Origin of the sequence: Citricoccus alkalitolerans (assembly GCF_039528175.1) — a bacterium.
Classification (GTDB): Bacteria; Actinomycetota; Actinomycetes; order Actinomycetales; family Micrococcaceae; genus Citricoccus; species Citricoccus alkalitolerans.
On the sequence record NZ_BAAALH010000001.1, the window covers coordinates 18,029 to 39,340 of the forward strand.

General features: G+C 69.4%; 19 protein-coding genes and 2 tRNA genes. 11 read left to right on the forward strand and 10 right to left on the reverse strand.

Annotated features, from left to right (window positions below):
- On the reverse strand, positions 1 to 702 hold a 702-nt coding region (locus tag ABD134_RS00095), incomplete at its 3' end, for a trehalose-6-phosphate synthase (protein WP_344227565.1).
- A gap of 229 nt (positions 703 to 931) precedes the next feature.
- On the opposite strand from ABD134_RS00095, the gene ABD134_RS00100 reads away from it, so the two are divergent.
- From ABD134_RS00100 to ABD134_RS00115, 4 genes are all read left to right on the forward strand, one after another.
- Positions 932 to 1,810 carry a DsbA family protein gene (locus tag ABD134_RS00100; protein ID WP_344225625.1) on the forward strand — a complete coding sequence of 293 codons (879 nt, stop codon included), beginning with the start codon at positions 932 to 934 and terminating at the stop codon, positions 1,808 to 1,810.
- 82 nt (positions 1,811 to 1,892) lie between these two features.
- Positions 1,893 to 1,969, forward strand: a tRNA-Thr gene (locus ABD134_RS00105).
- A 98-nt stretch (positions 1,970 to 2,067) separates the two neighbouring features.
- Positions 2,068 to 3,927, forward strand: a complete 1,860-nt coding sequence (locus ABD134_RS00110; protein ID WP_344225626.1) for a SpoIID/LytB domain-containing protein — start codon at positions 2,068 to 2,070, stop codon at positions 3,925 to 3,927.
- 50 nt (positions 3,928 to 3,977) lie between these two features.
- A complete protein-coding gene (locus tag ABD134_RS00115) occupies positions 3,978 to 4,715 on the forward strand; it encodes a TMEM164-related integral membrane acyltransferase (protein WP_344225627.1) in 738 nt (245 codons plus the stop codon).
- On the opposite strand, the gene ABD134_RS00120 is transcribed toward ABD134_RS00115, so the two are convergent.
- The gene (locus ABD134_RS00120) at positions 4,681 to 5,403 is read right to left on the reverse strand and encodes a DsbA family protein (protein WP_344225628.1); all 723 of its coding nucleotides are present in this window, start codon (positions 5,401 to 5,403) and stop codon (positions 4,681 to 4,683) included. The genes ABD134_RS00115 and ABD134_RS00120 overlap by 35 nt on opposite strands.
- Before the next feature lie 116 nt (positions 5,404 to 5,519).
- Between ABD134_RS00120 and ABD134_RS00125 the strand changes: the two genes are divergently transcribed.
- A tRNA-Val gene (locus tag ABD134_RS00125) sits at positions 5,520 to 5,596 on the forward strand.
- A 126-nt stretch (positions 5,597 to 5,722) separates the two neighbouring features.
- Positions 5,723 to 7,726: a threonine/serine exporter family protein gene (locus tag ABD134_RS00130; RefSeq protein WP_344225629.1), complete on the forward strand. Its 2,004-nt coding sequence runs from the start codon at positions 5,723 to 5,725 to the stop codon at positions 7,724 to 7,726.
- 9 nt (positions 7,727 to 7,735) lie between these two features.
- On the opposite strand, the gene ABD134_RS00135 is transcribed toward ABD134_RS00130, so the two are convergent.
- Positions 7,736 to 8,425: a uracil-DNA glycosylase gene (locus tag ABD134_RS00135; RefSeq protein ID WP_344225630.1), complete on the reverse strand. Its 690-nt coding sequence runs from the start codon at positions 8,423 to 8,425 to the stop codon at positions 7,736 to 7,738.
- Positions 8,426 to 8,524: 99 nt separating this feature from the next.
- On the opposite strand from ABD134_RS00135, the gene ABD134_RS00140 reads away from it, so the two are divergent.
- The 3 genes from ABD134_RS00140 (at position 8,525) to groL (ending at position 11,478) form a co-directional block, all read left to right on the forward strand.
- A complete protein-coding gene (locus ABD134_RS00140; RefSeq protein WP_344225631.1) occupies positions 8,525 to 8,830 on the forward strand; it encodes a DUF3263 domain-containing protein in 306 nt (101 codons plus the stop codon).
- 96 nt (positions 8,831 to 8,926) lie between these two features.
- On the forward strand, positions 8,927 to 9,610 hold the full coding sequence (locus ABD134_RS00145; RefSeq protein ID WP_344225632.1) for a LytR C-terminal domain-containing protein: 684 nt from the start codon (positions 8,927 to 8,929) through the stop codon (positions 9,608 to 9,610).
- Positions 9,611 to 9,840: 230 nt separating this feature from the next.
- Complete coding sequence (gene groL, locus ABD134_RS00150; RefSeq protein ID WP_344225633.1) at positions 9,841 to 11,478, forward strand: chaperonin GroEL; 1,638 nt, start codon at positions 9,841 to 9,843, stop codon at positions 11,476 to 11,478.
- Between the two features lie 133 nt (positions 11,479 to 11,611).
- On the opposite strand, the gene ABD134_RS00155 is transcribed toward groL, so the two are convergent.
- From ABD134_RS00155 to ABD134_RS00185, 7 genes are all read right to left on the reverse strand, one after another.
- The gene (locus tag ABD134_RS00155; RefSeq protein WP_344225634.1) at positions 11,612 to 12,544 is read right to left on the reverse strand and encodes a DUF4031 domain-containing protein; all 933 of its coding nucleotides are present in this window, start codon (positions 12,542 to 12,544) and stop codon (positions 11,612 to 11,614) included.
- A 113-nt stretch (positions 12,545 to 12,657) separates the two neighbouring features.
- Positions 12,658 to 12,948 (reverse strand): WXG100 family type VII secretion target, encoded by a 291-nt coding sequence (locus ABD134_RS00160; RefSeq protein ID WP_344225635.1) that lies wholly within the window; start codon positions 12,946 to 12,948, stop codon positions 12,658 to 12,660.
- Between the two features lie 92 nt (positions 12,949 to 13,040).
- Positions 13,041 to 14,726 (reverse strand): sensor histidine kinase, encoded by a 1,686-nt coding sequence (locus ABD134_RS00165; RefSeq protein WP_344225636.1) that lies wholly within the window; start codon positions 14,724 to 14,726, stop codon positions 13,041 to 13,043.
- 57 nt (positions 14,727 to 14,783) lie between these two features.
- A complete protein-coding gene (locus ABD134_RS00170; RefSeq protein WP_344225637.1) occupies positions 14,784 to 15,491 on the reverse strand; it encodes a response regulator transcription factor in 708 nt (235 codons plus the stop codon).
- 70 nt (positions 15,492 to 15,561) lie between these two features.
- Positions 15,562 to 17,259, reverse strand: a complete 1,698-nt coding sequence (locus tag ABD134_RS00175) for a DNA repair helicase XPB (RefSeq protein WP_344225638.1) — start codon at positions 17,257 to 17,259, stop codon at positions 15,562 to 15,564.
- A 63-nt stretch (positions 17,260 to 17,322) separates the two neighbouring features.
- On the reverse strand, positions 17,323 to 19,698 hold the full coding sequence (locus tag ABD134_RS00180) for a helicase-associated domain-containing protein (protein ID WP_344225639.1): 2,376 nt from the start codon (positions 19,696 to 19,698) through the stop codon (positions 17,323 to 17,325).
- 28 nt (positions 19,699 to 19,726) lie between these two features.
- Positions 19,727 to 20,014: a hypothetical protein gene (locus ABD134_RS00185; protein WP_344225640.1), complete on the reverse strand. Its 288-nt coding sequence runs from the start codon at positions 20,012 to 20,014 to the stop codon at positions 19,727 to 19,729.
- A gap of 324 nt (positions 20,015 to 20,338) precedes the next feature.
- Between ABD134_RS00185 and ABD134_RS00190 the strand changes: the two genes are divergently transcribed.
- Together ABD134_RS00190 and ABD134_RS00195 are read left to right on the forward strand one after the other, a co-directional pair.
- Positions 20,339 to 20,722, forward strand: a complete 384-nt coding sequence (locus ABD134_RS00190) for a cold-shock protein (RefSeq protein WP_344225641.1) — start codon at positions 20,339 to 20,341, stop codon at positions 20,720 to 20,722.
- Positions 20,706 to 21,275 carry a DUF3027 domain-containing protein gene (locus tag ABD134_RS00195; protein ID WP_344225642.1) on the forward strand — a complete coding sequence of 190 codons (570 nt, stop codon included), beginning with the start codon at positions 20,706 to 20,708 and terminating at the stop codon, positions 21,273 to 21,275. The genes ABD134_RS00190 and ABD134_RS00195 overlap by 17 nt, the downstream gene beginning before the upstream one ends.
- Positions 21,276 to 21,312: the final 37 nt, after the last annotated feature.

The window sequence follows — 21,312 nt, forward strand, 5'->3', positions numbered from 1 at the left end:
CGCATTGGATCGGAAGGGCGAGCCCAGGATGCGCCGTACCGCACCCTGGAAGTTGGAGACGTCCGAACGGCGCTGGAATCCGATCAGGTCCGCCCCGAGCAGGCCCTCGAGCACGGGTCGGCGCCAGGGCAGCTGCGCGTAGATCTCGACCGGCGGGAACGGGATGTGGTGGAAGTAGCCGATCCGCAGGTCCGGGCGGAGCCGCCGCAGGATGCGGGGCACGAGCTGCAGTTGGTAGTCCTGCACCCAGACCGTGGCCCCCTCGGCGGCCGTGGCGGCCGCTGCATGCGCGAAGCGAGCGTTGACCTGCTGATACGTGTCCCACCATTGCCGGTGGAACTCCGGACGGGCGATGACGTCGTGATACAGGGGCCAGAGGGTGGAGTTGGAGAACCCCTCGTAGTACTCGACCAGTTCCCGCTTGGTCAGGGCCACCGGGATCAGGTTCATGCCTTCATGGGAGAAGGGCTCCAGCGGCTCGTCGAGCTCCTCCTCCGGGGAACCACCCCAGCCGACCCACGCGCCCTCCTGCCGGGTCATGATGGGCGCCAGCGCGGTGACCAGGCCGCCGGGGGACCGGCGCCACGAGGTGGTGCCGTCCTCCTCGACCACGCGGTCCACGGCCAGACGGTTGGCCACGACCACCAGGTCGGAGTCGCCGGGCGCCGGCGGGTCCCCGGCCAGCTTCTCGACGAACGGCACGGTGCCGGTGGGGATGTCTACGGCGGTGTTGTTCACTGCGGACCTCCTTGTCCTCTTCCGTTCCCGAGCCTATCGCCAGAGACCGCCCAGAAGGGTTGCCACTGTGTGAACAGGTTTCTCAGGTTGGCCCGGTAGTCTGGCCCACGGCCCGCCGAAGAATGGTATGAGGGGATACTGGCCGGCCACATGACACCGCAGCGACCCGAGAGTCAGGACGACAGGCAGGACCATGGCGACTAGTAAGAATCAGACCAAGGCCGAACGGCAGCAGACCGCCCGTGAGAAGGCCCGCCAGATGCAGGAGGAGCAGCGCCGTCAGGAGAAGAGGCGCTCCCTCATGGTGCGCTGGGGTGTGGTCATCGGCGTCGTGGTGGTCATCGCGGTGGTGATCGGTGTCATCTTCATGAACTCGTCCCGCTCCATTCCCGACGCCGGCCCCTCGCCGAGCGCGGGCAACGACCAGGGCGGTATCACCCTCACCTCCACCACCGAACTGGCCCCGGGCGACGAAGGCCTCGAAGAGGTCGACGCCACGACCGTCGAGATCCCGGAGTCCACCGGCGAGCAGCCCGAGACCGTCCCCGGTGCTGAGGCACGCCCGGCCGGTGAGCCAGCCCAGATCATCGTCTACGCCGACGCCAACTGCGTGCACTGCGCCAGCTTCGAGACGGAGAACGCCGAGCAGCTGGACCAGTGGCTGGACGCAGGCGAGGTCACCGTGGAGTACCGCATGCTGGACTTCCTGGACAACCCCGCGACCGCCAACTACTCCTCCCGCGCCGCCAACGCGGCTGCCTGCGTGGCGGAGAACTCCCCGGAGAACTACAACTCCTTCCTCAGCGGGGTCTTCGGCGCCTACACCGGCCACGGCGGCCAGGGCCTGAGCGACGACGAGCTCAAGGACATGGCCTCCGGCCTGGGAGCGGACATCGACTCCTGCGTGGACGGCAACACCTACCGTCCCTACGTGAAGTACTCCGGCGCCCAGGCCCGTGCCGCGGGTGTGGCGGGCACCCCGTCCGTGTGGGTCCAGGGCGAGAATTGGGCCACCGCGGAGCAGGGCCAGGCCTTCACCGACTGGGCCCAGGGCATCATGGACGCCTCCTGATCGCCTGATCCGCTACTCTTGAAGGGCCGGTTTCCGTCCACGTCAGCAGGCTCGCTGACACGGCTCGGTGCCGGCCCTTCCCGCCTCCTTAGCTCAGTTGGCCAGAGCACCTGTCTTGTAAACAGGGGGTCACCGGTTCGAATCCGGTAGGGGGCTCCACTGCCGGCCGGGCGCCGGGCGCATACTAGTACCTGGGGACGCGGAAGCTGCCGAGGCAGTGACCTAGACGTCTCCGACGACTTCCCCGGAGGACCACCGTGCCCATCTTCATCGCGCCCGCCACCGTTCCGGGCCTGAGCGGGCCGCGTCCGGCCCGTTCGAGCGGGCTGTCTCGCCGGCTCCTGACCGTGCTTTTGGCCGCCGTCCTGGTGCTGGCCGCCGGCCCGTTGGCGGGCCCGGCCGCGCCGGCTCGGGCGGCCACCCCCTCCACTTTCCCGGATGTCCCGGCAACCCACACCTTCCACGCGGCTGTCACGTGGATGATCCAGCAGGAGATCACCAAGGGCGGGTCGGACGGGACCTTCGGGGTGAACGAGGACATCAGCCGCGCTGAGGCTTCCGCGTTCCTGTTCCGTCTCGTCGATCCGGATGTCACGCCGCCAGCAGTGAGCCCGTTCAAGGACGTTCCCGCCAAGCAGGGGTGGTACGCCTATACGCCGATCGCCTGGATGGCCACCGAGGGCATCATCAACGGCTACGCGGACGAGACATTCCGGCCGTACCGGTCCATCACCCGCGGCGAGATGGCCAAGATCCTCTACGGGGTGGCGGACGCCGGCGCCGCGGAGCCGTCCGGTGCGCCGTTCAAGGACGTCCCCGAAGATTCGTCCTACGCCCAGTACATCGCCTGGATGAAGACCGAGGGCATCAGCCGAGGCTATGCCGACGGCAACTTCCGGCCCGGGCGGCCGATCTCACGCGGGGAGGCCGCCCAGCTCATCTGGAAGGTCGCCGGGGAGATGGGCCATGACACCACCGTGTTCCCCGTGTCCTTCGCGGTGAGTGGCTCCGGCTGGGGCCACGGGGTGGGCATGAGCCAGTACGGGGCCCGGGCGATGGCTGAGGCGGGGAATACCTCTGGTCAGATCCTGAACCACTACTACCGCCCCGCCGTGGTGCAGAACGGCCCCAACCGGGTCAACGAGAACATCCGCGTACACCTCGTCACCACGCCGAGGATCGTCGTGGACGGCACGCGAGAGGTCCGAGTCCGGGCCTCCGGCTCGTCGCAGGCGCCCGCCACCGCCGGTGCCGTGACGTTCACGGCGGACGGTGACCAGGTGGTCGCCACGCTTCCGAACGGGACACAGCAGAGGAGCGGTTCCATGGCCCTCGAGTGGACCGGAACGCGGTTCTGGAAGGGCACCGCCTCCACCGTCACAGTTCCCGACGCCAACGGCGCCAGCACGGATCTCGTCCTGCGCCACGGCCGCGTCCAGGTCACCGCGAACGGCGATGGAGGCCTCAACGTGGTCAACGAGCTGCGCATGAACGACGAGTACCTCTACGGGGTGGACGAGATGCCCTCGTTGTGGCCGCCCGCCGCGCTGGAGGCACAGACGGTGGCCGGTCGTTCCTACGCGCTGCGGAACATGGGCTCCCTGAAGCCCGATTGTGACTGCCATGTCTACGACGACGTCCGATCGCAGAAGTTCACGGGCTGGGCCAAAGAGAACGAGGGGCCTGGCAGTGTGTATGGCGCGCGCTGGAAGGCCGCCGTGGACGCGACCTCACAGAGGGTCCTCTACTACAACGGCTCCGTGGCCGAGGCCACCTACTACTCCTCCAGTGGCGGCCAGACCCGTGGCGCCGAAGAACAGTGGGGCAAGACGGTGCCCTATCTGACCAGCCGCCCCGATCCCTACAGCCTCCAGGCTGCGGCCAACAACCCCAACCGGAGCTGGACCTCGAGCCCCACCCAGGCGCAGATGGCCCGGGCCTTCGGCCTGCCCAACGTGGTCACGGTGGCGGAGACAGCGGAGAACCAGAACTCCGGCTACACGGACTGGATCACGGCCACGGCCTCGGACGGCACCACCTCCCGGATCACCGGCAACCAGTTCCGCTCCCGGCTGGGCCTGAAGAGCGCCTTCATCATCGCCGTGACGCCGCGTTAGGACGGGCTCCGGCGCGAGCTGCGGCCATCCGGGCTGGCTAGCCTAGGGGCATGATCTCGTTCCTGGACCCTCTGGCTCCGTATATCCCGTTGTTCGGGGCGGACCACCTGATGGCTCTGGGGACAGTACTGGCGGCCTTGGCCCTGCTGCTGGCGTTCCGTCGACAGGTGAGGAACGTCGCCCCGGTGCTGCGCTGGGGCTTCCTGTTGCTGGCCCTCGTGCAACAGGTGGCCCTGTACAGCTACCAGGCGTTCGTGGCCGGTTGGGATTGGGGCGACGCCCTACCACTGCACATCTCCCGAGTGACCACGCTGATCCTGATGGCATACCTCATCACGGGGCGGCGCACGGTGTTGGAGGTGGGCTTCTACTTCGGTCTCTACGCGTACGCGACGTTCGTCTACCCGCAGCGGATCCAGCCGATGGACCACCTCATGGGGTGGAGCTTCCTGGTCAGCCATGCCGTGACCATCCTGGTGCCGGTCTTCGCCGGGATCGTCGACGACTGGCGGCCCACCGTCCGCGGGCTCTGGCGTTCCTACGCCTGGTTCCTCGCCTATTTCGGGGTGGCCCTGGCGGTCAACGCGCTGACGGACGGCAACTACTTCTACCTGAAGTTCCGGCCGTTCCTGCAGGCCCTGCCGGGGCCGCTCTACTGGCTGGCCGCCTGTGCGGCCACGCTGGCCCTGATGTGGATCGGCTACGCGGTGGCCCGGCGCATTCCCGTGCAGCGCGGAGTGCAGGGCGCCGACGTCACTGCCCGGGGCGGTCTGTCAGCCACGTCTTGAGGTCGCCGTGCTGCTCGGGGTTGTACGGCGTCGAATCGGCGGTCGAGTAGACCGAGGGGACGCCGCGGAGCCCCAAGTCGGAAAAGTCTGACATGGCGGCCGTGATCTGCGGGGCCCCACCATCCTCGGTGACGCACTGCTCGACCGACGCGGCGCGTCCGCCGATCTCATCGGCCTGGGCCACCAGGGTGGCATCGTCCGGCTGGGTTGTCGCCTGCTCGAAGAGCCAGGACTGGAAGGCGTGCAGCTTGTTGGCGGCCGCCTCGTCGTGGCCCGGGCCCGATCCCAGGGAGTCCTCCAGGCAGTAGTAGGCGTTGGCAGCCCGCGTGGACCAGGACTCCGGGTCACCTTGGCCCAGGAAGTCCACGATGCGGTAGTCGGCCTCCAGCTTGCCGCCGGACACCAGGCCGTGGATCAAGCCCCCGTTCTGCTCGTGGAACGCCGCGCAATGCGGGCAGGCGAAGTCCTCGAAGATCTGCACCCCGGGGGCCTCGGTCCCGGCAGTCTGCTCCGGTGCGGAGGACGAGGAGCCGCCGTGTTCGGCATTGCGAATGGCCTCGGCGCAACCCGTCAGGGCCACCACAGTTGCTGCCGCCAAGGCCAGGCTGACACCGAGCCGTACCGGCCGGTGGGTGGAGGTGGGGGAGGACGCAGCGGGGTCAGTGTTCTCGGCCGGTTTGGTACGCATGACGTCCATCCTAGGGGCGGTCCCGGTCGGCGGCGGCGCCGTTTTCTGGTTCACCGCCTGTTCTGGTAGGCTTTCATAGCTGTTGGCCCCTCGTCAGAGCGCAGGCCCGGCATGATGGATCTTTAGCTCAGTTGGTTAGAGCGTTCGCTTCACACGCGAGAGGTCGCTGGTTCGAGTCCAGTAAGATCCACCACATCCTGAAGGGCCCGGACCGGGCCCTTCAGTCGTTAACAGGGCGGTCTCTCACAGGGCAGTACAGTGTTGTCCGGTGCCCGCCGGATCAGGATGTAGTGGCGGCTCGGCAGGGAAGGGAGCGGCAGTGGAGAAGACCCCCGAAACCCGGTCAGGTCATGGGCATGCGCAGGAACCACCCGCCGACCTCGCCCAGATCCCGATCATCAAGCCCACCCGGCGTTCGCCGGAGGACTACTTCGACGCGACCTCCGGAGACGGGGACGGCCACCTGGACGTTGATTCCGGCACCGGTACGGGATCCGAGACTGGACCGGAGACCGCGCCCGCGCCGACGTCGGCCATCGACTTCGCACTCGGCCCGGCGGCCGAGGCCGCTGGGCTCCCCCCGACGGGTGGACATCCCACGGCGCCGACTCCCACCCCGCCGGTCGAGGCCGCCGACCCGGTGCGCACGGATTCCGGCACCACCGTGGTGGGTGGCCCGACCGACCCGGACCGGGACACCGGCGTCGGGCCGACCGATGATCGGCCGACCGACGTACTGCCGAGCGATGCCCCCCTGACCGACACCCCGCTGACGGAACCGCCGGCCTCTGACCCGGTGCCGCAATCCGTGCTGGCGCCCTCCGAACCGATCACGGGGGAGACCCCGGAGACGGCACCGATCGGCACCACCGGCACGGTCGGCGTCCCAGACCGGGAGAAGAAGCCGTCGAAGGGCCGTCTGCGGTTCTCGGGCGGCTCCGCCTTCAAGCGGATGATGTACTCGGAGCCGTTGCCCACCCAGACGCTGTCCATCGTGGACCGGATCGCCACCAGTCCCTATGCCAATCCGTATCTGCGCACCACCCGCAACGCGGACGCTGATTCCCGCACCACCCTGGACTTCGCGCTGAAACTCGGTGAGACCATGTTCCGCTTCGGGGCCGGCGCCCTGGAGGTGGAGACCTCGATCATCGTGGTGACCCAGGCCTTCGGTGTCCACGAGACCGAGGTGGACATCACCAACCAGTCCATCGCCCTGAACTACGCGCCCAGCGGGAAGACTCCGTACTCCCTGCACCGCGTGGTGCGGTCCTGGTCGCAGAACTACGCTGGGCTGGCCCTGCTGCACCGCCTGGTCGCCGCGGTGGCCGCCGGGGAGATGGACCGGGATGAGGCCCAGCAGACTCTGGCTGACATCCGGCACAAGCCCAAGCCGTTCCCGGGGTGGCTGACCACCGTGGCCGCGGGGCTGTTCTCCGCCACCTTCGTGGTGTTCATCGGCGGCGGAGTGGTGGGCGCCGGGGTGGCCTTCCTGTCCATGATGCTGATGATGACCGTGGTGGACCTGCTGGGCCGGGCCCGGATCCCGGAGTTCTTCTCCATCATGGCCGGCGGGTTCATCGCCACGATGATCGCCCTGGTGCTGTACACGCTGGATGTGGATCTCGCGCCGTCCCTCGTGGTGGCCGGCGGGATCATGCTGCTGTTGCCCTCGGGCCGCTTCGTCTCCGCCGTGCAGGACGCCATCAACGGCTTCCCGGTCACGGCGGCCGGCCGTTTCGTCTCGGCGTTCCTCGTGTTCGCAGCACTGATCGCCGGGATCGTGGCCGCCGCCGTGTTCTCCTCCATGCTCGGGGTCCGCGAGCTCGACCTGGCCCAGGAGCCCTTCGCCGCCTACCCGGTGTGGATGTTGGGCATCCTGGTGTTCGCCGCCGCCATCTGGAACTCCGTCTTCGAACAGTCCGAATGGCGACTGCTGCTGCCCACCGCCGTGGTGTCCCTGGCCGGCTATGCGGTGTACGTGGGTGCCGAGTTCATCGGCGTCGGGTCCCGATTGACCCCGGCCATCGCCGCAGTGGCGATCGGTGCCCTGGGGCGCTACGTGGCCCTGCGCATGGGCGCCCCCCAGCTCGTGGTCGCCGTCCCCGGCATCCTCTTCCTGCTGCCGGGTCTGACCATCTTCCGCTCCATGTACAAGATCGCCATGGACACGGGGGAGATGATGGAAGGCGTCATCGGGCTGTTCAACGCGGCCACCATCATCATGGCCATCGCGGCGGGAGTGGTCCTCGGCGACACCATCGCCCGTCCGTTCACCACGGCCTTCCAGGCCAACGAACGGCGCCGCATCGGCCGCCGCTGACCGCTGCACTCAGTCGACGCGCCAGTCGATCGGGGCGGCACCGGACTGCTGGAGCAACTCGTTCGTCCGGCTGAAGGGCTTCGAGCCGAAGAACCCGCGGCGTGCGGACAGCGGCGAGGGATGCGCGGACTCGACGATCCCCACTGGACTGGCCTTCGGCGCACTGGCCTGCAGAACGGGAGCCATCTTCCGCGCATCGGCGCCCCAGAGGATCGCCACGAGCGGTGTGCCGCGAGAGGCCAGGGCCTGGACTGCGGCCTGCGTGATGTCCTCCCAACCGAGCCTGCGGTGGCTGGCCGCCTCCCCGGCGGCCACCGTCAGCACGCGGTTGAGCAGCAGGACGCCCTGGTCCGCCCACGCGGTCAGGTCCCCGTGTGCGGCCGGCGATACGCCCACGTCGTCGGAGAGCTCTCGGTAGATGTTCACCAGTGAGCGCGGCAGCGGGGACACGTGCCGGTCCACCGCGAAGCTCATCCCGATCGGGTGCCCTGGCGTCGGGTATGGGTCCTGCCCCAGGATGAGCACCTTCACCTGTTCGAAGGGCTGCCGGAAGGCACGCAGCACGTTCTCCGGCGCGGGTAGGATCTGCTCGCCGGCCGCGCGTCGGGCCTGGATGTTCTGCCCGACGGCGGACAGGGCCTCGCGCTGCGAGGCCAGGGCGCGTTCCCAACCGGGATCCAAGGGGGCGATGAGGTCCACGTCGGCAGACTACCGCTCTGTCCGGCATCCTGCGAGACGAATGACAACCGTGTAGTTTCGGCCGGTAGACTGTGGAGTACCCCGTTGGAAGGACCCCTGATGACTGCAGCGAACGCCGCCGAGCCGGACGGTGCGCAAACCCCGTCCGAGGGCGCCGTGGACGCCCTGTCCGAGCGCGACCGGGACATCCTGGACTTCGAGGACCAATGGTGGAAGTACGGCGGAGCGAAGGACCAGGCCATTCGCGAACGGTTCTCCTTCTCGGCGACCACGTACTACCAGGTGCTCAACGGTCTGCTGGACCGTCAGGAAGCCCTGGCGCACAAGCCCATGCTCGTCAAGAGATTGCGTAGACTACGGACCACGCGCCACCGTGCACGCAGTGCCCGGCGGCAGGAGGCCTGAGCACCGCCCCGGCGGTGGGGCCGTGTCCATCTCCATGACGTTCCCGGCTGACCCGGGAAACACGCCGTGGAGCCGAGAATCTGGTGATGGTGGCCAATGACTCTGTACCCGCACGATCAATTCGACGATGTCCCCGCCTACCGGGACCGCAAGGGAACCCACCGGGCCGACCCCACCCTGACGACCGGTTCCTCGGGCCTGGTGGGAATCTCCGTCGCGGCCGCCCTGGCCCTGGCTGTGGGAGCCTTCTCCTTCCTGGTCCTGCCCTCGCTGCTGCCCTCCGATCCGGCCAACGCGGGCTCCTCCGCCAGCGCCTCCGCCACGGTGGAGGCCCCCGCGGAGTCCACCGGACCCGAGGTCAGTCCCACCGGCGAGATGACGTCCTCACCGGAGGACCCCGAACCCTCTGAGCCCTCCGAATCGGCCGAGACCGCAGCATCCGGCGAGGCGTCCGGCGCCGTGTCTGATCCGGCCGAGTCCGAACCGGCCGAGTCCGAAGCGGCCACGGACACCGGGGACACCTCCGCGCCCGTCGAGGTCTACAACGCTTCCTCGATCGGCGGCCTGGCCGGCCGGGTCTCCGGCGCCCTCTCCTCGGGTGGTTTCACCGTGGCCGGTTCCGGGAACTGGCAGGGGTTCTCCGTGTCCGGCTCGGCCGTGTACTACTCGCAGAATGAGACCACCGCCCAGGCCGTGGCTGCCGAGCTGGGCCTTCCCCTGGTCTACGAGGCGCGCGTACCCAGCGTCGCCGTGGTGCTCAGCTCCGACTACGCCGGCTGAAAAGCCGTCCCACAAACCGGCTGCTGTTTGCACTCGGAGGGTGCGAGTGCTAAATATGGACTAGCACTCTGAGGTTGCGACTGCCAAAACCCGCAGGCATGCGGGTGGTCGTGGCCTGGGAGTAGACCTGAACGTGGTGAGGCCCGGCTCCGGGCCGTCCGTCGCGGGCACTGCACAGGTCAGTTGAACACTGCCAAGCAACGCCAAGGTCCAGAAAGGACAGTGCACACATGGCCAAGACCATTGCATTCGACGAAGAGGCGCGCCGCGGCCTGGAACGGGGTCTGAACACCCTGGCCGACGCGGTCAAGGTCACCCTCGGCCCCCGCGGCCGCAACGTGGTGCTGGAGAAGAAGTGGGGCGCTCCCACGATCACCAATGACGGTGTCTCCATCGCCAAGGAGATCGAGCTCGACGATCCGTACGAGAAGATCGGTGCCGAGCTCGTCAAGGAAGTTGCCAAGAAGACTGACGACGTCGCCGGTGACGGCACCACCACCGCCACCGTGCTGGCCCAGGCCCTCGTCAAGGAAGGCCTGCGCAACGTCGCGGCCGGAGCTGACCCGCTCTCCCTGAAGCGCGGCATCGAGAAGGCCGTCGCCGCCGTCATCGAGGAGCTCGTGGCCTCCGCGAAGCCGATCGAGACCAAGGAACAGATCGCCGCCACCGCGTCCATCTCCGCCGCTGACACCCAGATCGGCTCGCTCATCGCCGAGGCGCTGGACAAGGTCGGCAAGGAGGGCGTCGTCACCGTCGAGGAGTCCCAGACCTTCGGCCTGGAACTCGAACTGACCGAGGGCATGCGCTTCGACAAGGGCTACCTCTCCGGCTACTTCGTCACCGACGCCGAGCGCCAGGAGACGGTGCTGGAGGACCCCTACATCCTCATCGTCAACTCCAAGATCTCCACCGTGAAGGACATGGTCGCCCTTCTCGAGAAGATCATGCAGTCCGGCAAGTCCCTGCTCATCATCGCCGAGGACGTCGAGGGCGAGGCCCTGGCCACCCTCGTGGTCAACAAGCTCAAGGGCACCTTCAAGTCCGTGGCCGTCAAGGCTCCGGGCTTCGGTGACCGCCGCAAGGCCATGCTGGCTGACATCGCCATCCTGACCGGTGGCCAGGTCATCTCCGAAGAGGTCGGCCTGACCCTGGAGAACGCCGGCATCGAGACCCTGGGCACCGCCCGCAAGGTCGTCATCACCAAGGACGAGACCACCATCGTCGAGGGTGCCGGCGATGCCGAGCAGATCGCCGGCCGAGTGGCCCAGATCCGCGCCGAGATGGAGAACACCGACTCGGACTACGATCGCGAGAAGCTGCAGGAACGCCTGGCCAAGCTGGCCGGCGGCGTGGCCGTCATCAAGGCCGGTGCCGCCACCGAGGTCGAGCTCAAGGAGCGTAAGCACCGCATCGAGGATGCAGTGCGCAACGCCAAGGCAGCAGTCGAGGAGGGCATCGTCGCCGGCGGCGGCGTGGCCCTGACCCAGGCCGGGGCCAAGGCCTTCGGCAAGCTCTCCCTGGAGGGCGACGAGGCCACCGGTGCCAACATCGTCAAGGTCGCCATCGAGGCCCCGATGAAGCAGATCGCCTTCAACGCCGGCCTGGAGCCGGGCGTCGTGGCTGCCAAGGTCCGCTCCCTGCCCGACGGCCAGGGCCTCAACGCCGCCACCGGCGAGTACGAGGACCTGCTGGCCGCCGGCGTCAACGATCCGGTCAAGGTGACCCGCTCTGCCCTGCAGAACGCCGCCTCGATCGCCGGTCTGTTCCTCACCACCGAGGCCGTCGTGGCCGACAAGCCCGAGCCGGCTCCGGCCATGCCGGGCGGCGACGACATGGGCGGCATGGGTGGCATGGGCGGCATGATGTGATTCAGTGACTCCCTGAGGTTCACTGAGCGCCCAGCTCTCACGGAACCCCCACCTTCTCGCTACCAGCCGAGTCGGTGGGGGTTTCGGCGTTTAACCCCCACGCAAACTCGACTGAAAATGAGGGCGCGGTGGGTCAGCGGGTCCAGTGCCGCGAGGTGGGATGCAGCTCGGCGGAAAGGTTCCGACGGGCATGGCGCTCCCAGAGCCTCTCACCGGTGGTGGTCCGGTACAGGGGGTCCAGGGCCAGCAGTGACTGGACGACGCCGGCCCGGCCGCTGGCGAAGTCAGCGTCCGGCACGTGCGCGAAGTCCTGGCGCACGGCCGACAGGTAGCGGGCATAGTCCCCGCGGGAACGGCCCAGCACCTCCAGATCGGCGTCACTGAACACCGCCCCCGTCCGGTCACCGGGATCCGGGTCATGGGTGGCGGTCATCCGCACGAGACGCGCCGTCTCCTCGATCTCCGGATCGGGCAGGCCCAACTCGGACAGGGTCTGCTCGGCCAGCACGGCGGAGTCCTCCTCGTCCTGGCCCGCCGGCAGGGCCGGGTCACCACGGTAGACGGCATCGTGGAACCAGGCGGCCAGCTTCACGCTGCGCGTCCACCGGCCGCAGTCCTCGCCGTGTCTGACCAGCACGTCGATGGCCCTGAGTACGGCCAGCAGATGCGAGCGATCGTGGTAGTGCCGGTGGGGTTCGGACCACCGGGCCAACAGATCTGCCACCACCGGTTCCCGCTCCAGGGGAGAGGCTCCGGGGAACAGCCTGTTGAACCGCTGGGTGAGGATCTTGTCCAGCTTGCCTGCCCGCTGGGCGGCCGGGATGCGCAGCCCGGAGGACACGAGCCGGCGGACCAGGTCCGCGCCGCTGACCTCCTCGGCACCACGTGCCACCAGCTCCGCGTAGCGCTCCACGGGGACGTCATAGTGGTCGCCGTCGAAGGCACGCCGGGAGATGCTGGCCGCCTCCGCGAAGGCGTGGAGTTCCTCGAGGGAGTGATCCGAGACCAGGTGGGAGAACACGGTGCCGTGGGCCGGCCACCGCGCCGGATCGATCAGCACCGTCATGCGGCCCATCCTAGTTTTCCGTCGACGCGGTGTGGGCATCTCATCGAAACACCCACACCAACTCGGCTGAAGACGTCGGACCTCGACTGAACGCGGGGCCGTTGGCGGAAGGGTCAGCCGCGGAACATCGAGGCGTTGGCCGTCTCGGCGTCCAGGTACTGCTGGGCCGCATGGGTCATGGCGCCGCGGATGGACACCAGGGACTCTTCCACGCGGGACTGGGTGGCCCGCCATTCCGTGAGGATGGCCTGAAAGTTGTTGGCGGCCTGGCCGCGCCACGTGTCCTGGAGTTGGCGGAGATTCGCCTCCATGGCGTTCACCTCTGTCTGGAGGCGGCCGATGGAGGACTCCACAGCCTGGCTCTTGGCTATGAGGTCTTCGGTGTCGATCTGGACGAGTGCCATGTTCTCTCCTGCGGGGCTGGGGGCCTGCGCGGAACGGTCTTGTCCCGGCTGGTCCCACGCTAGGCAGGTGCCCGCCCCGGTGGTGTCCGTGGTTACTCGGATGTGGAGGAGTGGCCGGAGCCGGGCGCCTGTGGAGGACGCGGCGGAATGACCGGGGGCACGGCCGAGGGGTCTTCCTGAGCACCCTGGACCTCGGTTCCGGACGGGTCTGGCGTCTCGGTCTCGTCCGGCGTCTGGTCATCCTCGTCCGTCGTGGGGGCCACCCAGGGCATCCGCACCGACATGGTGGCTCCGCCACCAGGCGTCTGTTCCAGCCGCACGGTGCCGTCGTGCTGGGCCACGATGGCGGCGACGATGGCCAGCCCCAGGCCGGTGCCGCCGGTCTCGCGCTGCCGGGAGGAATCGGCCCGGTAGAAGCGTTCGAAGACACGGGAGGCATCCTGCTCGTCGATGCCAGGACCGTGGTCCCGGATCTCGATGACGGAATCACGGGATCCGTGGACTTGCCGCCCGTCGGCGTGGACTGATCCGGGGAGCACGTCCACGGTCCCCACGGCGATCTCCAGCGGGGTTCCCGCCGGGGAGTACCGCAACGCGTTGGTCACCAGGTTGGTGACCACCTGGCGGATCTTGCCCTCGTCACCGAGCGTGGGCGCCGAGCCGGCGCGGCCGCCGTCGAGCCCCTCGAGGCTGATCTCGCGGTCCGGGGCGTTCACGCGGGCGTCCAGGACGGCGTCGTGGGCCAGGAGCATGAGGTCCACCGGCCGATGCTCGAGCGGGCGCTGCTCGTCCAGGCGGGCGAGGGTGAGGAGGTCCTCCACCAGCTGGCCCATGCGTTTGGCCTCTCCTTCGATCCGCCCCATGGCCGCACCCACGTCGTCCGGGTCGCTGATCCCACCGTGGCGGTACAGCTCGGAGAAGCCACGGATCGTCACCAGCGGCGTGCGCAGTTCGTGCGAGGCGTCCTGGATGAATCGGCGCATGCGCTCCTCGGACTGCTCCTTGGACCGGAAGGCCGTCTCGATGTGGGCGAGCATGGCGTTGAGGGACCGGGACAGCCGGCCGACCTCGGTGTCCGGGGCGCCCATCTCCACACGGCGGGACAGGTCCCCGGCGGCGATTTGGGCGGCGGTCCGCTCCACCCGTAACAGAGGCTTGAAAGCGCGCGTGGTCACGGCGTAGGCGATGACCGAGGCGCCGGCGGTGGCCAGCAGGCCGATGGTGACCACGAGGGAGGTCACCCGGTCCACGGAGTCGTGGACCGGTTCCAGCGGCAGGGCGATGGCCAGCGAGCCCTCACCGGAAGCCAGACGGTACATGGTCACCCGCCAGCCCCGGGAGGTCTCCGTGGTCCCGGGGACGTCGAAGGCCTCGTTGCCGCGTTCCAGCACCTCGTCGGCGGTCAGCGACGGGACAACCGGGCGGTCCTCGTTGGCCCCGGTGAAGGAGGAGTTGGTGGTGGTGTTGCCGTCGTTGTCCTGCAGCTCCCCGTAAAAGCGCAGGATGGACTGAGGCGAGGAGAAGTACCCCGTGTCCGTCCCCAGGCTCGTCAGGTAGACCGAGACGTTGTTGCGGTTGGCGTGGAGGTCATCATCGATCTGCCGGACGAGTTCCTGCCGGAACAGGGAGGCGGTCAGGGCAGCGGTGACGATCACGGCCAGCAGCATCAGGCCGGTGGTCATGACCACCAGCTGCGTCCGCAGGGAGGAGGTCTTCCAGAGCCGGGCGAGCTCGTGGAACGGCCGGAAGCGCCCGGCGCGGTTCACGGTTGCAGGCATGCGCTCAAGGATACGGATCCGCGGGAACGAGCAAGGACCTAGGTCGGGACCGCTGGATCAGCGCTTGTCCGCGGACCGCAGCAGGTACCCGACACCGCGCTTGGTCTGGATCATGTCCGGCAGGTCGGCGCGGTCGATCTTGCGGCGCAGGTAGGAGATGTAGGACTCCACGATGGATGCGTCGCCGTTGAAGTCGTACTCCCAGACGTGGTCCAGGATCTGCGACTTGGACAGCACCCGGTTGGGGTTCATCATCAGGTAGCGCAGGAGCTTGAACTCGGTGGGGGAGAGCTCCACGACCTCGCCGGCGCGGCGGACCTCATGGGCGTCGTCGTCGAGTTCCAGGTCGTCCACGCGGAGGATGGCCTCGTCGCCCTCGGCCGGTGCGGTGCGGCGCAGCACGGCGCGGATGCGGGCCACCACCTCGTCCAGGGAGAACGGCTTGGTGACGTAGTCGTCGCCGCCGACGGTCAGGCCGGTGACCTTGTCCTCCGTGTCGTCACGGGCGGTGAGGAACAGCACGGGGAAGTGGCGGCCGGCGGCGCGGAGCTTGCGGGTCACGGTGAAACCGTCCATGTCCGGCAGCATGACGTCCAGCACGGCCAGGTCCGGTTGCTCCTTCTCGACGGCGGCCAGGGCATCGCGTCCGTTGGCGGCCGCGACCACCTCGAATCCGGCGAACCGCAGGGATGTGGAGAGGAGCTCGCGGATGTTCGGCTCGTCATCCACGACCAGGAGCTTGGCTTCGGGTTCCTTAGACTTCATGTCTCCATCGTCCACCCGTCCGCTGGACGTTTCCTGAATGCCTGCTGGATGCAATGACGCGGCGGGCGGCTCAACTCGGTGTCAGGTCCCCGGCATCCAGGATCGTGTAGGCATAGCCCTGCTCGGCCAGGAACCGCTGGCGCTTCTGTGCGTACTCCTGATCCAGGGTGTCCCGCGAGACCACGGTGTAGAAGTGTGCTGACTTGCCGTCCTCCTTGGGCCGCAGCAGCCGTCCCAGCCGCTGGGCCTCCTCCTGCCGGGACCCGTAGGACCCGGAGACCTGGATCGCCACCGAGGCCTCGGGCAGATCAATGGAGAAGTTGGCGACCTTGGACACCACCAGTACGTCGATCTGGCCCTCGCGGAACTCGCCGAACAGCCGCTGCCGCTCGGCCACGGAGGTGGCCCCCGTCAATACCGGCGCCTCCAGCAGTTCGCCCAGCTCGGCCAGCTGGTTCAGATACTGCCCGATCACCAGCACCTGCTCACCGGGGTGCCGGGCCACCAATGACCTCACCACCGGCAGTTTGACGTCCGAAGAGGAACACAGACGGTACTTGTCCGCGTCCTCGGCCATCGCGTAGGCGATCCGCTCGTCCCGCGGCAGCTCCACGCGGACCTCGATGCACTCGGCGGGCGCGATGTGGCCCTGGGCCTCGATGTCCTTCCACGGGGCGTCGTAGCGCTTCGGGCCGATCAGGGAGAACACCTCGGACTCCCGCCCGTCCTCCCGGACCAGGGTGGCGGTGAGCCCGAGCCGGCGCCGGGCCTGCAGGTCTGCCGTCATCCGGAAGATGGGTGCCGGCAGCAAGTGCACCTCGTCGTAGATGATCAGTCCCCAGTCGTGGCCGTTCACCAGTTCGAGATGCGGGTAGAGGCCGCCTCGCTTCAGGGTCAGCACCTGATAGGTCGCAATGGTCACGGGGCGCACCTCCTTGACGGAGCCCGAGTACTCGCCGATCTCCGCCTCCGTCAGCGTGGTTCGCTTCAGCAGTTCCGCCTTCCACTGCCGAGCCGAGACGGTGTTGGTCACCAGGATCAGCGTGGTCGAGTTCGCCGTGGCCATGGCACCCGCGCCCACCAGGGTCTTGCCCGCTCCGCACGGCAGGACCACGACTCCGGACCCGCCGGCCCAGAAGTTCTCCACCGCCAGGCGCTGGTAGGGACGCAATCGCCAGGGTTCCGCGGGCCGGGCGTCGACCGGGCCGGAATCGGGCACCTCCCCGGTGTCCGGCACCTCGGTGAGGCCGATGGGATAGGGGGTGCCGTCCACGTAGCCGGCGAGGTCCTCGGCGGGCCAACCGAGCTTGAGCAGCTGCTGCTTGAGCTGGCCGCGGCTGGCGGTGTGCACCACCACGGTCTGCCCGTTGATGCGTGGACCGAACATCTCCGCGGTCTTCCGGGCATGCAACACCTCCTCGAGCACGGGGTAGTCGTCCGTGCGCATCACGAGGCCGTGTACCGGGTCGTTCTCCAGGCGCAGCCGTCCGTAGCGGGACATGGTGTCGTCGATGTCCAGCAGCAGGGCATGCGGGACCGGGTACCGGGAGTGGGTCAGCAGCACGTCCAGCACTCGCTCCGCATCCACCCCGGCGGCCCGGGCGTTCCACAGGCCCAGGTTCGTGATCCGGTAGGTGTGCACGTGCTCCGGCGCGCGCTCCAGCTCGGCGAAGGACGCGAGGGCGTGCCGGGCCTCGGTGGCCTGGGGGTGGTCCACCTCCAGCAGCACGGTCTTGTCCGACTGGACTATCAACGGGCCATCTGCCACGGGTGCTCCTTCGGTGAGGCGGGGATACTGACGTTCAGGTGCGGCATCGACTGCGCCAGTGAATCACACGGTGGTGGCCGACACGATCCGGTGCAGCGGCACCACCGTCTCGGCCTCGCGGTCCGGAACAAGGCAGCGGACGCGTCCGCCGGCGACGGCCAGGGGCACCACGCGGCGGGACTGGCGTTGACCCCGTTGGTCCACGGTGACGAGATCGACCTCGGACCGCTGGCGCGCGGCCTGGTGCAGCACGGCCACCGCCTCTTCGGGCCCCGCACCCCTCGGGGCCGGCTGCGGGGCCGAGCGCAGCCGGGCGATCTGCGCGGCCAGATCCTCCTCGCTCGGCGACCAGCGCACGGCACGGACCGGCTCTGGAAAAGTGGCGTCCCTGGCGTCCCTGCCCTCCCTGGCGTTCGTGCGCCGTGCGGGTCCGGACAGGCCATCGACGTTCGAGGCGCTGCCTCGGACGGACGCGGCTCGGTGCCCGGCCTCCGCCAGCATCCGGTGCAGGACCGCCGGCCCGACGCCGGCCACCACCACGGTCGGTGCCAGCCGTTCCAGGCGGGCCGCGGCGAGGGCCGGATCGGCGACGATGACGTCCAGCAGATCCTCGTCGTCGGAACGCAGCCAGGCATCCGCGGCCCCGACGGTGAGCATGCCATGGCGCCGCGCCACATCCCGGATCAGGTAGCGCAGCGATGGGGGGATGGCGTCCTCGGAATGGCCCTCGAGGAAGGCCTCGATCTCCTCGGCACTCGATCCGGCCTCCAGTGCCCGGTGCAGCGAGGCATCGGAGAACCGGTAGACCCGGGCGGTGCCATCGCCCTCCACCTCGGCCATCGCCGCCAGCCGTCCGGCCACGTCAGGGTCCAGGTAGCCCGGGGCCACAGCGGTCAGGTCGCCCTGCAGGCGCACCCGGGTGAGCGGGGCCGGAAGGGCGGTCCCGACGGCGGCGGTGGCCTCATCGAGCCGTCCCGCCGCCACGAGTGCTCCGGCCGCGGTGAGGGCCCCGGCACCTGTCAGGCCCAGCCGGTCGGCCTCCGCCAGCAGGGCGAAGGTGAAGGCGGCGCTGCGGGCGTGCTGCCGGGGTCCGCGCCATTGCTGGCGGTCCGGGACGGCCTCCTCCAACCGTGCGCCCGGCTTCTCGTCCGAGACCTCCAGGGCCGCCTCGAGGAGGGCCGCGCGCAGACGGGGCGCGTCTGCGCGGTTGCGGTCTGGAGCCAGGGCCCGCCGCGCAGCGTTGCCGGCCGCAGTGGTCGGGGTGCCCGGCCCGAGACCAGAGGCCCCGGGCGGCACGGGACCGAGCATCGGTGCGCGGCCGCTGGACAGCCACCCGACGACGAGGGCCTCCCACTGCACCTGGCGTTCGCTGCGCCGCCAGGCCGGGACCGTGGCGGCGGGGACCCAGGTGGAGGTGTCCGGGTCCAGGACCACGAGACCAGCGGACGCCAGCAACTCCAGCAGCCAGGAGACGTCCTCGGCAGTGCCTCCCGCCGCGTCGGCCAGCCGCTTCAGGTCCCGCACGCCCACACCACCAGAGCGCAGGGTCGGCAGCCCCCCGCCCAGCGCCTCCAAGAGGTCGGAGGCGCCGCGCAACAGGTCGCTCACGGCGGCCAGGGAGGCGTTGCGGGACAGGGCCGGATTGACGGCTCGGCCGGACGGAACCGGCGGCTCCGGGTCAACGGTGCGGCCGGCGGTCCCGTGACGCCAGGCCAGTCCCGCCTCCAGCGGGTGTTCGGCCACAGATCCCGCGGAGCCGGACCGGTCCGCGCCCAGCGCCACCAGCAGGCCGGAGCGCAGGAGCACCTCGTGGACGGGGTCCGGCGGTTCCGGGATCCGGGCGACGGGCGAGCTCTGCAGTGCATCCAGTGCCGCGGTGGCACGGGCCAGGAGATCGCCCTGGCCGGCCTCGCTGCCGAGCAGGGCCAGCACCCCCTCGCGGTCCGCGGGCAGGACGACCTCGGAACCGAGGGCGGCGGCGGTCCGTCCGAAGGACAACGGGTGGGGGCCCAATGCGGCGGCGACCGGCACGGGGACACGCCAGCCGCCGGAATGCTCCACCACGAGGGCGGCCCCGGCGAGATCGTGCACCAGGGCGCTGACCGCCGCGAGGTGCGCTTCATCAGAGGCTGCGCCGGAGAGTGAAGGCGCCGTGCCGTCCGTGAGGAACCGGGCGAGCCGGGAGAGGGTGACGGTGGGGCCGGCGTCGGGCCCGGTGGGTGGCAGCCGGCCCAGGACTGCCAAGACGGCCATTCCTTCGAGGACGTCCAGATGGGCGCGATCCAGACCGTCCAGCGCCCGCAAGACGGACATCTGCGTGCTGGCTCGGGCCGCGAGTGCGGCGAAATCGGGGACCGGAGGGTGGCACAGGTCCGGGCGCAGCGAGAACAGCCGTTCCAGGCGATGGTCCGGCCACCCGGAGAGGTGGTCCGTCAGCATGGCGGCCCTCCTGCGCACCGGGGCCGGGTCAGGCGCGGCGTCTCAGGACGGCCTTGGCCACCACGTAGGTGAGCATCAGGACGAAACCGAGGGGAAGGCCGTAGAGACCGAACCAGTAGAAGAGGGGCCAGGCCGTGACGCTGAGGAAGTAGGAGACCAGCAGCAGCACCGTGGCCGCACAGGAGACCGCGGTCAGGGTGGCGCCCACGATCAGCAGAGCCCTCAGCCAGAGCGAGGTCTCCGTGGTGGACGGGGCCGCGGTTTCGGTGCCACCGTGGGCACGGGCCTCGGGGGAGGCGAAGGGACGAACGGACATGGCCCCCAGTCTACGCCGCGTGCTCGCCGGGGCCCTCGAGGGAAAGCCGCAGGAGGAATCCGGGGGTGAGAGGGTATCCTGAGGACGTTACAGACTTTCCCTTCCGACCGGCACGGGCCGCGGCACAGTGGAGTAGGGCCGCCCGGACCATGACGTCCGAGGACAGGACCACCCCGCGAGCCGGCAGCGCAGCCAGGGCCCGGGAGCCTGCCGGACCACGAGGGTCCGCGGCCAACCGGCGGCCCGGTGCGATGATCCGACCGGGTGCCCATGGCACGCCGACAGGGCCGGAAGGGGTACCGAGGAGAGATAAGGACATCAAGAATGCCGACCGGCAAAGTAAAATTCTACGATTCGACCAAGGGCTTCGGCTTCATCCACACGGATGAGGGACACGAGGTCCACCTGCCCGCCTCCGCACTGCCCGAAGGTGTGACCGAGGTCCGGGCCGGCACCCGTATGGAGTTCGGGGTGGCCGAGGGGCGTCGCGGCCCGCAGGCCCTGAGCGCGCGCATCCTCACCGACGGTCCCTCCGTGGTGCGGGCGACCCGTCGCAAGCCGCAGGACATGGCCGTGGTGGTCGAGGACCTCATCAAGTGGATGGATGTGGCCTCCAACAGCCTGCGCAAGGGCAAGTACCCGCAGAGGGCTCAGGCCGAGAAGATCGCCATGGCCCTGCGCAAGGTGGCCGATGAACTTGAAGCCTGAGACCTCCGCCCCTGAGGACGCCTGGGCAGACCCAACGGCGGAGTCGCCCGCGGCCGGCGAGACCGTGCAGTCCGAAGGCCGCTCCGTGCGGATTCCGCCAAAGCCGACGCGGGCGCCGCGCAGGCGTACCCCGAAACTGGACGACCTGCTGGCCGCAGCCGTGCCCGAGGCGCGGGCGGCGCTGGAAGGTCTGGCCGAGGACGGTGACATCGGTGAGCACGTGGGCACGGTGGCGGACGACGACCGCCTGGTCACACACCGCTTTGCCGCGTCCCTGTCCGGCTACGGCGGCTGGGAGTGGTTCGCCACCCTGTCCCGGGCACCCCGCAGCAAGGTCGTCACCGTGTGCGAGACCGGGTTGCTGCCCGGGGCGACGGCGATCCTGGCCCCCGACTGGCTGCCGTGGTCCGAGCGCGTGAGCCAGGAGGAGAAGATCCGCCTGGACGCGATCGCCGCCGGGGAGGACCCGGAGAAGGCCGTGGCCCGTGCCCGCGGTGAACAGCAGGACCAGGAGGCGGAGCCCGAGGACGAGGGCTCCGCGCCGCAGGGCTGAGGGCCTGAGAACGGAACCGGAGGACAACGACGGCGGC

Excerpts from the sequence above, each read along its gene's own strand:
- ABD134_RS00190 (WP_344225641.1), top strand. The coding sequence starts at position 20,339 with ATGCCGACCGGCAAAGTAAAATTCTACGATTCGACCAAGGGCTTCGGC.
- ABD134_RS00160 (WP_344225635.1), bottom strand. The coding sequence starts at position 12,948 with ATGGCACTCGTCCAGATCGACACCGAAGACCTCATAGCCAAGAGCCAG.
- ABD134_RS00195 (WP_344225642.1), top strand. The coding sequence starts at position 20,706 with ATGAACTTGAAGCCTGAGACCTCCGCCCCTGAGGACGCCTGGGCAGAC.
- groL (WP_344225633.1), top strand. The coding sequence starts at position 9,841 with ATGGCCAAGACCATTGCATTCGACGAAGAGGCGCGCCGCGGCCTGGAA.
- ABD134_RS00180 (WP_344225639.1), bottom strand. The coding sequence starts at position 19,698 with ATGCTGACGGACCACCTCTCCGGGTGGCCGGACCATCGCCTGGAACGG.
- ABD134_RS00185 (WP_344225640.1), bottom strand. The coding sequence starts at position 20,014 with ATGTCCGTTCGTCCCTTCGCCTCCCCCGAGGCCCGTGCCCACGGTGGC.
- ABD134_RS00140 (WP_344225631.1), top strand. The coding sequence starts at position 8,525 with ATGACTGCAGCGAACGCCGCCGAGCCGGACGGTGCGCAAACCCCGTCC.
- ABD134_RS00170 (WP_344225637.1), bottom strand. The coding sequence starts at position 15,491 with ATGAAGTCTAAGGAACCCGAAGCCAAGCTCCTGGTCGTGGATGACGAG.
- ABD134_RS00100 (WP_344225625.1), top strand. The coding sequence starts at position 932 with ATGGCGACTAGTAAGAATCAGACCAAGGCCGAACGGCAGCAGACCGCC.
- ABD134_RS00155 (WP_344225634.1), bottom strand. The coding sequence starts at position 12,544 with ATGACGGTGCTGATCGATCCGGCGCGGTGGCCGGCCCACGGCACCGTG.
- ABD134_RS00165 (WP_344225636.1), bottom strand. The coding sequence starts at position 14,726 with ATGCCTGCAACCGTGAACCGCGCCGGGCGCTTCCGGCCGTTCCACGAG.
- ABD134_RS00120 (WP_344225628.1), bottom strand. The coding sequence starts at position 5,403 with ATGCGTACCAAACCGGCCGAGAACACTGACCCCGCTGCGTCCTCCCCC.
- ABD134_RS00145 (WP_344225632.1), top strand. The coding sequence starts at position 8,927 with ATGACTCTGTACCCGCACGATCAATTCGACGATGTCCCCGCCTACCGG.
- ABD134_RS00115 (WP_344225627.1), top strand. The coding sequence starts at position 3,978 with ATGATCTCGTTCCTGGACCCTCTGGCTCCGTATATCCCGTTGTTCGGG.